Source organism: Marinomonas sp. TW1, assembly GCF_001625355.1.
Classification (GTDB): domain Bacteria; phylum Pseudomonadota; class Gammaproteobacteria; order Pseudomonadales; family Marinomonadaceae; genus Marinomonas.
The window spans coordinates 257,747-270,199 of record NZ_JSEE01000001.1 but is presented as its reverse complement, the minus strand read 5'-3'; the positions used below and the strand labels follow the sequence as shown (position 1 = coordinate 270,199).

Annotated in this window: 12 protein-coding genes; 11 read left to right on the top strand and 1 reads right to left on the bottom strand. The window is 46.1% G+C overall.

Going from position 1 to position 12,453, the window contains the following annotated elements; translation table 11 throughout:
• Positions 1-24: 24 nt before the first annotated feature.
• The gene (locus OA79_RS01275) at positions 25-774 is read right to left on the bottom strand and encodes a sulfite exporter TauE/SafE family protein (RefSeq protein WP_063331401.1); all 750 of its coding nucleotides are present in this window, start codon (positions 772-774) and stop codon (positions 25-27) included.
• A gap of 139 nt (positions 775-913) precedes the next feature.
• Between OA79_RS01275 and tsaE the strand changes: the two genes are divergently transcribed.
• The 11 genes from tsaE (at position 914) to OA79_RS01220 (ending at position 12,391) form a co-directional block, all read left to right on the top strand.
• Positions 914-1,384 (top strand): tRNA (adenosine(37)-N6)-threonylcarbamoyltransferase complex ATPase subunit type 1 TsaE, encoded by a 471-nt coding sequence (gene tsaE / locus OA79_RS01270; RefSeq protein ID WP_063331400.1) that lies wholly within the window; start codon positions 914-916, stop codon positions 1,382-1,384.
• Between the two features lie 87 nt (positions 1,385-1,471).
• Positions 1,472-2,800 (top strand): N-acetylmuramoyl-L-alanine amidase, encoded by a 1,329-nt coding sequence (locus OA79_RS01265; RefSeq protein ID WP_063331399.1) that lies wholly within the window; start codon positions 1,472-1,474, stop codon positions 2,798-2,800.
• A 48-nt stretch (positions 2,801-2,848) separates the two neighbouring features.
• A complete protein-coding gene (gene mutL, locus OA79_RS01260; protein ID WP_063331398.1) occupies positions 2,849-4,801 on the top strand; it encodes a DNA mismatch repair endonuclease MutL in 1,953 nt (650 codons plus the stop codon).
• Position 4,802: 1 nt separating this feature from the next.
• Positions 4,803-5,735 (top strand): tRNA (adenosine(37)-N6)-dimethylallyltransferase MiaA, encoded by a 933-nt coding sequence (miaA, locus tag OA79_RS01255; protein ID WP_063331397.1) that lies wholly within the window; start codon positions 4,803-4,805, stop codon positions 5,733-5,735.
• An 89-nt stretch (positions 5,736-5,824) separates the two neighbouring features.
• Positions 5,825-6,070, top strand: coding sequence for an RNA chaperone Hfq (gene hfq / locus OA79_RS01250; protein WP_063331396.1), 246 nt, complete (start codon positions 5,825-5,827; stop codon positions 6,068-6,070).
• A 33-nt stretch (positions 6,071-6,103) separates the two neighbouring features.
• The gene (gene hflX / locus OA79_RS01245; protein WP_063331395.1) at positions 6,104-7,393 is read left to right on the top strand and encodes a ribosome rescue GTPase HflX; all 1,290 of its coding nucleotides are present in this window, start codon (positions 6,104-6,106) and stop codon (positions 7,391-7,393) included.
• A 39-nt stretch (positions 7,394-7,432) separates the two neighbouring features.
• The gene (gene hflK / locus OA79_RS01240) at positions 7,433-8,677 is read left to right on the top strand and encodes an FtsH protease activity modulator HflK (protein WP_063331394.1); all 1,245 of its coding nucleotides are present in this window, start codon (positions 7,433-7,435) and stop codon (positions 8,675-8,677) included.
• Positions 8,677-9,558 carry a protease modulator HflC gene (gene hflC / locus OA79_RS01235; protein ID WP_063331393.1) on the top strand — a complete coding sequence of 294 codons (882 nt, stop codon included), beginning with the start codon at positions 8,677-8,679 and terminating at the stop codon, positions 9,556-9,558. The genes hflK and hflC overlap by 1 nt, the downstream gene beginning before the upstream one ends.
• A gap of 110 nt (positions 9,559-9,668) precedes the next feature.
• Entirely contained in the window at positions 9,669-9,866 is a 198-nt protein-coding gene (locus OA79_RS01230; protein WP_063331392.1) for a DUF2065 domain-containing protein, read from the top strand.
• A gap of 12 nt (positions 9,867-9,878) precedes the next feature.
• Complete coding sequence (locus OA79_RS01225; RefSeq protein ID WP_063331391.1) at positions 9,879-11,048, top strand: ATP phosphoribosyltransferase regulatory subunit; 1,170 nt, start codon at positions 9,879-9,881, stop codon at positions 11,046-11,048.
• A 44-nt stretch (positions 11,049-11,092) separates the two neighbouring features.
• Positions 11,093-12,391, top strand: coding sequence for an adenylosuccinate synthase (locus tag OA79_RS01220; RefSeq protein ID WP_063331390.1), 1,299 nt, complete (start codon positions 11,093-11,095; stop codon positions 12,389-12,391).
• Positions 12,392-12,453 lie beyond the last annotated feature (62 nt).

The following is a 12,453-nucleotide window of genomic DNA, read 5'->3' as shown; positions in this document are numbered from 1 at the left end:
GGCTCGTTTTTTTATGTTGCAAGCCTATAGCAACGCCATGCTGCCATCCCAGATCAATTTTAGACCTGTGATAAACAGAAAACTGTACATGCATTTGAAGAAGAGTCCGGTTGAAATTCGATAATGTAGCCAAGCGCCAAGTTGTACGCCGACATAGGCTAATGGCGCGAAGCACAGTGACAGCAATATATTAGAGACGTTAAGTTGACCTAACAGGCTGTAGGGGATCAACTTGACGTAATTGATGGCGGTAAAAATAACCGCTGCCGTGGCGACATATTGTGTTTTTTCTAAATTGGCTCTGAGTAGATACACACTCATTGGTGGGCCGCCCGCATGGGCAATAAAGCTGGTGAAGCCGCCTAATGCACACCATAAACGGCCTGCAATCGAGCTAAGTGGTTTGGGTTGCTTGGTACGGTGTTTGCGAGGCCATGAATTCAGGGTGAAGCCAACGGCAATGATGCCAACCATGATTCTTAGCCAGTCCGCCGAAAACCACGAGGCGGTTAAACCGCCGATGAGTACGCCTGTAATGGCGGCGGGAATGCAGTTAATCAGCTCTTTTTTATGCCACTTTCGCCAAAACTTTTGCACGGTAAAAATGTCCATTAAACATAGGATGGGCAACATAATGGCGGCGGCATAAAGCGGAGAGGTTTGTAACGAGATTAATGGTACGGCGAGGATGCCGAAGGCACCAGAAAATCCACCTTTGGAAATGCCCGTAATGAACACCGCTATCGCGATTAATGTAATGAGTAGCCAATCCATGAAATGCCTTAGAACAAACTTATTAGTGATAAGTGCTTGATTATGCGGTAACAGAGCTTGTTTCAAAAGCTTTGTGTATTAGAATTGTTTGAGTTTCAGTGGGTCCTAGTGTGATTGGACGTAGAAGGTTTAAAAACGAATGCAAATAGTAAAAGAGATATATGGTGAAGCGGACATGGAGGCCTTCGGGGCGAAATTGTCGGCTGTCTTACAAACTGGTGGTGTGGTGTACCTAGAGGGAGATCTAGGAATGGGTAAAACCACTTTGGTTCGAGGCATGTTGCGAGGTATGGGGCACGACGGGCCAGTAAAGAGCCCAACTTATACCATTGTTGAGCCTTATGAATTAGTAGATTTAGAGGTTTACCACTTTGATTTATATCGAGTTGGCGACCCCGAAGAGTTGGAGTTTATGGGCATTCGGGACTATTTCACGGAGCAGAGCTTGTGTTTGATTGAGTGGGCGGAAATGGGACGAGGTATTCTACCGCAAGCCGATTTAATTGTGCGCTTGGATTTGATTCGTCAAGGTCGACATGTCGCGCTTGAAGCGACAACGGATAAAGGGTTGATCGCAATGACAAAGTTACAAGACTTGGTTGTCGACTAACCTATCGAATTCTTTACGATCAGTAAGATTGAGATCCACTGGTTCAGCCGTTATAGTGTGTCTCTTATATATAGCTAGCTGTCTGATATGCAAACTAAATTTCAAAATTTTTTAAGTATCATTTTGGTCTGGATGACTTCCATTGTTGCAATGGAAGTGTCTGCGGCTGAAGTGCGTGATATTCGTGTTGCCCAACAGGAAGGGGTAACGCGTTTGGTCTTTGAGCTATCCAGCAAGTCTGAGCATCGTATTTTTCCTTTGTCTAATCCTGATCGCATCGTTGTTGATATCAGTGATGCTAATTTGAGTAATGCAGTGGTCAATGGTTTGACTGCTTTGTCGTCAGATGTGTTGATGCGCGTACGTTATGCTAAGCGTAATACTGGTGTTCGTTTTGTTTTGGATTTAGCGCAGGCTGCACGCGCCAAAAGTACGGTTCTGTCTGCTAATGATACTTATGGGCCAAGGATCTTGGTTGAGCTGGAATACGGAAAGAAAAAACCAGCCACCATAGTGAAAAGTCTGGCCAATATCTCCCAAGAAAAGCGCGACATTGTGATTGCTATTGATCCTGGGCATGGTGGTAAAGACCCAGGAGCATTAGGGCAATACAAGGTGCGTGAAAAAGACATTGTGTTGTCGATCGCGAAAGAATTGGCGAAGCGAATTAATGCGGTAGATGGGTTTAAGGCGGTGTTGACTCGTTCAACGGACGTTTACCTGAAATTGCGCGACCGTTCTCGAGTGGCTCGGGAAGCGAACGCGGATTTGATGATTTCTGTGCACGCGGATGCCTTTACCAAGGCCAGTGCACGAGGCGCTTCTGTGTGGGCTTTGTCGTTAAGCGGTAAAAGTTCGGAAATGGGGCGTTGGTTGGCACAACAAGAAAATTCGGCGGATTTAGTGGGGGGCATTTCGTTGGACGACAAAGATCAATTGTTGGCCGAAGTTTTGCTCGATATGTCAATGAATTCGACCATCCAGATGAGTCTTAACGTCGGGGAAAGTGTGCTTGGTCAAATGAAGGGCGTCGCCAAATTACACAAAAACTCCGTTCAGCAAGCTGGCTTTGTGGTGCTTAAATCACCAGACATACCCTCTATCCTGATCGAGACTGGATTTGTTTCGAATAAAACGGAAGCGAAAAATCTCTCCAGCCGAGCGTATCGAGTGAAGTTGGCCGCGTCTATTTCCAAAGGTGTGATTGGGTATTTCACTAAAAATGCGCCGGAAGGCACTTTGGTGGCGTGGAAGCAGAAAAAACATTCTGACTATGTCTACACAGTGAGCAAGGGCGATACCTTGTCGCAAATTGCACGTCGCAATCAGGTTTCTTTGGCGGTTTTACGAAAAGCCAATAAGTTAAAAAATGATGTTATCTGGGTGGGGCAAAAGCTCGTTATTCCGGCCGGATAATCTGATCAGGTACCCACTATCAATGGGTCAAAATAAATAAGGTCGTTAATGAAAAGAATCAATCTTTTATCGCCACGTCTTGCTAACCAAATTGCGGCTGGTGAAGTGGTTGAGCGTCCAGCTTCCGTGGTAAAAGAATTACTGGAAAATAGCTTGGATGCTGGCGCTTCCCAACTGGATATCGATGTCGAGCAGGGCGGTGTGAGGCGAATTAAAATTCGTGATAACGGTGTCGGTATCGTAAAAGACGATTTGTCCCTTGCTTTGAGTCGCCATGCGACCAGTAAAATTGTCACACTGGACGATCTTGAGGCGGTGAACACGCTAGGATTTCGTGGTGAGGCGTTGGCCAGTATTAGTTCCGTGTCGAGAATGCATCTGACCTCTCAAGCTGAAAATGAAAGTGAAGCTTGGCGTGTCGAGGCGGAAGGTAAAGATATGGCCGCGGCCGTTCGCCCTGCGTCTCATCCGCAAGGTACCACGATAGACGTACGAGATTTGTTTTTTAATACACCGGCACGCCGTAAGTTTTTGCGTACTGAGAAAACCGAATTCTCACATCTTGAAGAGGTGGTTAAGCGTTTGGCGTTAAGTCGCTACGAAACGGGTTTTCGTTTGAGTCATAACGGCAAGCAAGTATATGACTTACGCCCTGTGACGGATCAATTGCATGCCGAGCATCGCCTGGCGACGTTGTTAGGCAAGAAATTCATTGAGAATTCATTAACGCTGGATGTGGAGGCGGCAGGCTTACGTCTTTGGGGATGGATTGGTTTACCGACCTTTTCACGTTCTCAGGCCGATCTGCAGTATTTCTTTGTGAATGGTCGAGTAGTCAAAGATAAATTGGTAGCGCACGCTGTACGTCAAGCCTATCGCGATGTTTTGTACAATGGTCGTCACCCGACCTTTGTCTTGTATTTGGAATTGGACCCTTCTACGGTCGATGTGAACGTGCACCCAACGAAACATGAGGTGCGCTTTCGTGATGGGCGTTTGGTTCATGATTTCTTATTTAGTCGCATTCACAAAGCCATCGCCGATGTTCGACCTGAATCGGATTCTGCTCCGACTGGAGTGGCGGACAGTCAGCAAGGCTCAGTCTCCTCTATCGGTGCGATATCGGAGCAGTCGGCATTGCCATTGGCCAATCGTCCAGCAGCCTCTAGTATGGATTGGATGCGTCAAACGGGTTACCAGAGTGGTGCTCAAGTGAGTTCACCAAATCCAAGTGGTGATTCCATTCGTAGCCAATTAGATGGGATGCAGAGGCTCTCAGGTTACGCGGGAGATTTTGCTCAGTCTGGTTCGCAAGTCACTGAAGAAATTGATCCTGATACAGGTGAAATTAAAACGGTGACAATGGCTCAATCGGCTTCGCCTTTTCATCATGTGGCCGAAAACGATTATCAAAAAGTGCCACCGTTAGGCTATGCCGTAGCGCAGATACACGGTGTGTATATTCTCTCGGAGAGTGAACAGGGGTTGATTGTTGTGGACATGCATGCGGCTCATGAGCGGATTGTTTATGAGCGCATGAAAAATGCGTTTTATGAAAAGAATATCGCCACTCAGCCTCTATTGGTGCCGATCAACATTTCTGTTTCGCAAAGCGAGGCTGACTTGGTTGAAGAAAACGGTCAGGTGTTTAAGGCATTTGGCTTTAACGTTGAGCGAACTGGATTAGAAAGTGTCATGGTGCGAGAAGTGCCTATTATCCTTATTCGTGGTGACGTTGAAAATCTAGTGCGGGATGTGATCAGTGATTTGTCGACCAATGGTGTGTCTGATTTGCTGGAGTCTCGAGCCAACGAATTGATGGCTTCTATGGCGTGCCATGGCGCAGTACGCGCCAATCGCAAACTCACAATTGAAGAAATGAACAGCTTGTTGCGTGATATGGAAGTGACTGAGCGCAGTGGGCAGTGTAACCATGGACGGCCAACTTGGGCATACTTGAGTATGTCTGATTTAGACAAACTCTTTTTACGAGGTCGCTAAAATGGCTAAACCGCAAGTGGTATGTTTAATGGGGCCAACCGCCTCGGGTAAAACTGGCTTGGCTGTTGAGCTGGCTGAGCAACATAATTTTGAGATCATCAGTGTTGATTCCGCTCTGGTATATAAGGGGATGGATATTGGCACGGCAAAGCCGGATGCCGAGTTGCTGGCCAGGGCTCCCCATCGTTTAATCGATATTATTGACCCCATTGAGTCTTACTCGGCGGCGGATTTTTTAGTTGATGCTGTGGCGCATGTTGAAGACATTTTATCGAAAGGCAAGACGCCTTTGTTGGTCGGCGGCACCATGATGTATTTCAATGCTCTGCAAAAAGGTTTAGCGGATATGCCGAAAGCTGACGCGGCATTACGTCAACAGATTGAATTGGAAGCGGAGCAAAATGGCTGGGCTGCCTTACACGCGGAGTTGGCGACCGTAGACCCTGACGCCGCTGCGCGCATCCACCCAAATGATCCACAACGCCTTCAGCGTGCGCTGGAAGTCTATCGTTTAACCGGTAAGACGATGACGCAATGGTGGGCTGAACAAGACACAGTGGCTCTGCCGTTTGACATGATTAACATGGCGGTGATGCCGAAAGAGCGTAGTGTCTTGCATGAGCGTATTGAACTGCGTTTTCAGCAAATGATGGAGCAAGGTTTCTTGGCCGAGGTGGACGCTTTGTATCGCCGTGGTGACCTTACTGTTGATATGCCTTCCATGCGTTGTGTTGGTTATCGTCAGCTGTGGCAGTATTTAGAAGGTGACGATTTGTTAGAAGATGCTATCTTTAAAGGAGTTGTTGCTTCTCGTCAATTGGCGAAACGGCAGCTGACTTGGTTGCGAGGTTGGGAAGATTTGATGATTTTTGACAGTTTATCGAAAGAACTTACCTCTGAGGCCTTGAATTACATAGAAAGCAGGATTATATAGGGGAAATAATAAAAAATTTGGTGTAGTATCTACGGTATTGTTTTTTCAATATTTAATTTATTAGTTTTCGCTTTTTTAAGGAGATTCCGATGTCAAAAGGGCAATCGTTACAAGACCCTTACCTAAATATTCTACGCAAAGAAAGAGTGCCTGTTTCTATCTTTCTTGTGAATGGAATTAAACTTCAAGGCCAGATTGAGTCATTTGATCAGTTTGTGATTCTTTTGAAAAACACAGTTAGCCAAATGGTGTACAAACATGCTATTTCGACTGTTGTGCCTTCTCGTACTATCCGCATGCCGTCTCCTGATCAGCCGGAAGATGCCGCTGAATAGTTTGTCTGACAAGACAAACAGAGGAATATAAGATTGTTTTTTGAACGCCCTGATAGTGGTGAAATTGCTGTTGTGGTCCACATTGATTTTAATGATCAAAGCGAAAGCTATGGACCAGAAGAGTTTGTTGAGCTTGCTATGTCGGCTGGTGCAGACCCTGTTGCTGTTGTTACGGGGTCCCGTCAGCGTCCTGACGCCAAGTATTTTGTTGGTAGCGGGAAATTAGATGAAATTAAAGATATTGTAGATCATGAAGAAGCCCAAGTGGTGTTGTTTGATCATGCCTTATCGCCATCTCAAGAGCGTAACTTAGAAAGTGTTTTGAAATGTCGAGTACTTGACCGTACCGGTCTGATACTGGATATTTTTGCCCAACGAGCGCGTACCCATGAAGGTAAGTTGCAAGTTGAGCTGGCTCAGTTACAGCATATGTCAACCCGTTTGATTCGAGGTTGGACTCACTTAGAACGCCAAAAAGGCGGCATCGGTATGCGTGGCCCTGGTGAAACCCAGTTGGAAACGGACCGACGTTTGCTTCGTGTACGCATTAAATCCATTCAGAAGCGCCTTGAAAAAGTCGGCACGCAACGCGATCAAAGTCGCCGTTCTCGTGCGCGTTCTGCTGTCCCTACTGTCTCTTTAGTGGGTTACACAAACGCAGGTAAGTCGACATTATTTAACCGTATTACTGGCTCTGAAGTGTATGCGGCGGACCAATTATTTGCGACACTGGATCCGACGCTAAGACGTCTTGATATTGAACAGATTGGTTCGATTGTCTTGGCGGATACGGTTGGGTTTATACGTCAATTACCACACCGATTGATTAAAGCGTTTCAGGCGACCTTGAAAGAGTCGGCGGAAGCGGATTTGTTATTGCATGTGGTTGATGCAGCGGATATTTCCCGTGATGATAATATGCTTCATGTGGATGCCGTGTTGGAAGAGATTGGTGCGAATGAAGTGCCAACTTTGTTGGTTTTTAATAAAATTGATGCACTTCCTACGGCCGAGCCTCGTATAGATAGAGACGAGCAAGGGAACCCGAGACGAGTTTGGTTGTCTGCTCGTGATGGCGATGGTTTAGAGTTGCTAAAGCAAGCTATTGCAGAACTGTTGGCTGTGGATGTATTCAGTGAAACATTGAATTTGCCGAGTCATTACGGACGCTTGCGCGCTATGTTGTTTGAACATGGAGCTGTAAGGTCAGAGCGTTTTGATGAAAACGGCCATTTTGTGTTGGATGTGAAACTGCCTAAGAAAGATTATTTACAGATTTTAGCTCGTGCTGGTATGTCTGAAGATCAGATTGTAGCGGCATAGGTCACTGGAATTATCATTAAAATAAAGTGGAGATGTAGTATGGCCTGGAATGAACCGGGTAATAACGACAACGACCCATGGAATCCAGATAAAAACCGTAATAATGGTGCTGGTCGCCCAGATGAAGGTCGTGATAAAGAGAAGAGTAATGATCCTTGGGGTCGTCAATCTGGCGGAAAAGATCAAGGGCCACCTGATCTTGATGAAGCCTTTAATAAGTTGATGGACATGCTTGGGGTTCGAAAATCTCGCAAAGGCGGCGGCTCAAATGGCGGCGGTTCTGGTTTGTCTGGCAAATTCAGTGGTGGTTTGATCGCTATTGTGTTGTTGGCTTTGTGCGCGCTTTGGGCGGCAACTGGTGTGTATCAGGTTGACCAACAGGAGCGAGGCGTGGTGTTGCGTTTGGGTGAATATCATTCGACTGTTATGCCAGGTTTGCATTGGAATCCACCTATGATTGATTCCGTTAGCAAAGTCAATGTCACGAAAGTTCGCTCACACGATCACAAAGCACTTATGTTGACGGTTGATGATGCGATTGTTGAGGTGGGTGTTTCGGTTCAGTACTCGGTGCAGAATCCGAAAGATTTCTTGATCAATGTGCGTAATCCTGAAGAGTCTTTGGCTCAAATGACAGAAAGTGCGCTTCGTCATGTTGTGGGTAGCTCAGAAATGGGGCAAATCCTAACAGAAGGTCGTGAGTTGTTGGCTGATGAAGTGAAAGCGCGTATCCAGTCATACAGCGATCTGTATGGTACAGGTTTACTTATTTCTAAAGTAAACGTTGAAAACACTCAAGCGCCAACTCAGGTGCAAGAGGCGTTTGATGACGTTATCAAAGCGAAAGAAGATGAGTTGCGAGTGAAGAACGAAGCGGAATCCTATGCTAATGGTGTGATTCCAGAGGCTCGTGGTCGTGCTCAGCGTATTCGTGAAGAAGCGGAAGCTTATCGTTCTGAGATTGTTGCTCGTGCGAGTGGTCAGGCGGATCGTTTTGATCGTTTGTATCGCGAATATACTAAAGCGCCTGAAGTGACGCGTCGTCGTTTATACATCGAAACGGTTGAGTCTGTTTATAAAGACGTAAACAAGGTTGTGGTTGACACTGAAGGTGGCAATAACATGATGTATTTACCGCTTGATCAATTAATGAAGCAATCGGCTGCATCAGCGACTGGTTCTGCAAATTTGGGGTCGTCTGATATCAGCAGTTTAACTGATCAGGTATTAAACGAGTTACGTAAACGCCAAGGTGTCACCGTTCGTAGAGAGGGTAGAAATTAATGAAAGGCTTTTCTTTTGTCGTTTTATTTGTACTTCTTCTTGTCGTTTTGGTGGGGTCTCAGACGTTGTATGTCGTGAAAGAGACTGAACGAGCCGTTGTTTTGCGTTTTGGTGAGATCGTTGAAGACGATGTGAAGCCAGGTTTGCACTTCAAGCTGCCGATCATGAACGAAGTGAAGAAGTTTGATGCACGTATCCTAACAATGGATTCACGCCCACAGCGTTATTTGACGCTTGAGCAAAAAGCCGTTGTGGTGGATTCTTACGTGAAATGGAAGATTGATTCCGTTGCTAAGTTCTATCAAGCCACTTCTGGTGACGAGTTTGTAGCGAATCGAGTCTTGTCTTCACGAGTAGACACAGGTTTGCGTAACAAGTTCGGTGAGCGAACCATGCACGAAGTGGTGTCTGGTGAGCGTGATTTGCTGATGACGGAATTGCGTGATGATCTGAATCAGGTTGCGCAAAACGAGTTGGGTATTTCCATTATCGATATCCGTGTGAAGCGAATTGATCTTCCGCCAGATGTGAGTGAGTCGGTTTATCAGCGTATGCGTACTGAACGTGAGCGTGAAGCTCGTGAGCACAGATCGAAAGGTCTAGAGCTAGCGGAAGGTATTCGTGCGGATGCGGATCGTCAGAAAGTGGTTTTAGAAGCCGAAGCACAGCGTGATGCGGAAATGATCCGTGGTGATGGTGATGCGAAAGCGGCGGCTATTTACTCGAAAGTTTACAAGCAAGATCCAGAGTTCTATGAATTCTATCGTAGCTTGCAAGCCTACCGTGAAAGCTTTCAGGGTAATGGTAATCTGTTTGTTCTTGAGCCTGATAGCGAGTTTTTCAAATATTTGAATAGCTCTGCAGGTGATGGTTCAAAATAGATAATCACGAATAATCGTACGACAAGCCTATTTGTTAAAATAGGAAACATGGTACTATTACAAAAACCGGGTCAGGCCCGGTTTTTTAATGGTTGGAACAAAGAGAATCTATGCAGGAATTGTTGCAGTCGCTACTGGTTGGCGTCAGCCTTTTATTGATCGCTGAGGGGATTTTGCCGTTTCTCGCTCCACATTTTTGGAGAGAAATCATGGCAAGGGCTGTCGCAAGCTCGGATTTTAATCTACGTATTCTGGGGGCGGTTAGTATGTTTCTTGGAGTAGTACTTCTTTTGCTGACACGAAGCTAAGAGGATAATTTAATGACATTAGCAGATCGCTGGTTACTCCCTGAGGGAGTAGACGAAGCTTTGCCTGAGCAGGCTGCTAAAATAGAACACCTTAGAAGAACTCTGCTTAATCTCCATCAAAGTTGGGGATATCAATTAGTAATACCTCCTCTTTTAGAGTATCTGGACTCCCTTTTGACGGGTGCTGGCTCAGACCTAGAAATTGAAACCTTCAAAGTAATTGATCAGTTATCTGGTCGTTTGATGGGGGTGCGCGCTGACTTTACATCGCAGGTTGCTCGTATCGATGCGCATTGCCTTAAAGAAGAAGGTGTTCAGCGTTTGAGTTACTGCGGCAGTGTTTTGCGTACTGTGCCATCAGGTTTGGATGGTACGCGTTGCCCGATTCAATTAGGTGCTGAAGTGTATGGTCACGGTGGCGTTGAAAGTGATATCGAAGTCTTGTCTTTGATGTTGCAGACTCTGTCCGTCGCTGGATTATCAAATGTGGTACTGGATCTTGGTCATATAGATATTGTGAACGGTGTGGTATCGGCTTGCCAATTAACTTCTGAGCAAGAAAGTAAATTAGCCGATTTATACCGATCCAAAGATTTGCCTGAACTTGAGCGTTATGTTGAAACCTTAGGGTTAAATGAAGAGCAGTCAGTTTGGTTGTCTGAGTTGCCGCGCTTGTGTGGTGGTCAGGAAGTGCTAGAGCAAGCCGATATACTGTTGGCGCCAATTTCTACGCCGGTAAAAGACGCCATTGCTTTATTGAAAGAAATGGCTGCGGCGATCACTCAGCGTTTTCCAACGGTTGGCTTGCATTTTGATTTAAGTGATTTGATGTCATACAGCTACCACACTGGTGTGGTATTTGCGGCTTATGTACCAGGTCACGGTAATGCGATCGCTCGTGGCGGTCGTTACAACAATATTGGTCAAGTGTTTGGTCGTTCGCGTCCTGCGACAGGGTTTAGTACCGACGTGAAGGCTTTGGTAGGTCTTACCGAAGTTGAGGTTGCTAAGTCAAAAACAGTCGTGTCACCAGTGAGTCAAAGCGTTGAGCTTTGGCAAAAAGTCAATGCATTGCGTGCTGAAGGTTATCAGGTGATTGAGTCACTTGATGATGTGTCAGCGAGCGAAGCGGATTATAAGCTGGATATGGTGGATGGCGCATGGCAATTGCTGCCACGTTAACGCAAGACTTTTCTTTAAGAACTATCTAAATGAGACCTGAAACTATGGGTAAAAACGTTGTTATTCTGGGCACTCAATGGGGTGATGAAGGTAAGGGTAAGGTTGTTGACTTACTAACCGAAGACGTCGCGGCTGTTGTCCGTTTTCAAGGTGGTCACAATGCTGGTCACACTTTGGTGATCGATGGCAAGAAGACCGTCCTGCATTTGATTCCTTCTGGTATTTTGCGTGATGGCGTACAGTGCATCATTGGTAATGGTGTGGTGTTGTCGCCAGCGGCTTTGAAAAAAGAAGTGTTGGAACTTCAAGAGCAGGGTGTACCTGCTGTTGATCGTTTGAAAATCAGTGCGGCTTGTCCTTTGATTTTGCCTTACCACATTGCGCTTGATCAGGCACGCGAGCTCGCGAAAGGCGAGAAGAAAATTGGCACAACGGGGCGCGGAATTGGGCCTGCTTACGAAGACAAAGTGGCTCGTCGTGCGATTCGTGTTGGTGATTTATTGGATGCTGAGCGTTTCGCTGCGAAATTGAAAGAAGTGTTGGAGTACTACAACTTTGTGTTGACTCAATATCACAATGTTGAGGCCATTTCTTACGATGAGGTGTACGCTGAAGGCTTGGAAATGGCTGAATTCTTACGTCCTATGGTCGCGGATACCATCACGCTTTTGCACGATCTGCGTAAAGCCGGTGCGAACATCATGTTCGAAGGTGCGCAGGGGTCTTTGTTGGATGTGGATCATGGTACTTACCCATACGTTACCTCTTCTAATACGACGGCCGGTGGTGCTCCAGCAGGTACGGGTTTTGGTCCTTTGTATCTTGACTATGTGTTGGGTATTACTAAGGCCTACACGACGCGTGTTGGTTCTGGTCCTTTTCCAACAGAATTGTTCTGTGAAAATGGTCAGCGCTTAGGTGAGCGTGGACATGAGTTTGGTGCAACTACGGGGCGTTCTCGTCGCTGTGGTTGGTTTGATGCGGTGGCTTTGCGTCATGCGGTGCAAATCAACTCTGTCTCTGGTATTTGCTTGACGAAATTAGACGTTCTTGATGGCTTTGATTCCGTTAAAGTGTGTGTTGGTTATACGGATGCGGATGGCAATCCAGTTGCCGGCTCTTTGGTCGACAGTGAAGGTTACGAGCAAGCTCAGCCGACTTATGTAGAGTTGCCAGGTTGGAGCGAGTCTACGGTTGGTGCTGAAAACTTTGAAGCGCTACCAAAGAATGCTCAAGATTATATTCGTTATCTTGAAGAGCAAGTGGGTGTGCCTGTTGATATTATTTCAACGGGTCCTGATCGTAATGAAACTATTGTATTACGTGACCCATTCAAACAATAAGTTATTCTATTTTTGACTTGATTGTTTTGTAAAGAAAGCCGCAGTTTTGCGGCTTTTTTGTT

Excerpts from the sequence above, each read along its gene's own strand:
- OA79_RS01275 (WP_063331401.1), bottom strand. The coding sequence starts at position 774 with ATGGATTGGCTACTCATTACATTAATCGCGATAGCGGTGTTCATTACG.
- tsaE (WP_063331400.1), top strand. The coding sequence starts at position 914 with ATGCAAATAGTAAAAGAGATATATGGTGAAGCGGACATGGAGGCCTTC.
- OA79_RS01265 (WP_063331399.1), top strand. The coding sequence starts at position 1,472 with ATGCAAACTAAATTTCAAAATTTTTTAAGTATCATTTTGGTCTGGATG.
- mutL (WP_063331398.1), top strand. The coding sequence starts at position 2,849 with ATGAAAAGAATCAATCTTTTATCGCCACGTCTTGCTAACCAAATTGCG.
- miaA (WP_063331397.1), top strand. The coding sequence starts at position 4,803 with ATGGCTAAACCGCAAGTGGTATGTTTAATGGGGCCAACCGCCTCGGGT.
- hfq (WP_063331396.1), top strand. The coding sequence starts at position 5,825 with ATGTCAAAAGGGCAATCGTTACAAGACCCTTACCTAAATATTCTACGC.
- hflK (WP_063331394.1), top strand. The coding sequence starts at position 7,433 with ATGGCCTGGAATGAACCGGGTAATAACGACAACGACCCATGGAATCCA.
- hflC (WP_063331393.1), top strand. The coding sequence starts at position 8,677 with ATGAAAGGCTTTTCTTTTGTCGTTTTATTTGTACTTCTTCTTGTCGTT.
- OA79_RS01230 (WP_063331392.1), top strand. The coding sequence starts at position 9,669 with ATGCAGGAATTGTTGCAGTCGCTACTGGTTGGCGTCAGCCTTTTATTG.
- OA79_RS01225 (WP_063331391.1), top strand. The coding sequence starts at position 9,879 with ATGACATTAGCAGATCGCTGGTTACTCCCTGAGGGAGTAGACGAAGCT.
- OA79_RS01220 (WP_063331390.1), top strand. The coding sequence starts at position 11,093 with ATGGGTAAAAACGTTGTTATTCTGGGCACTCAATGGGGTGATGAAGGT.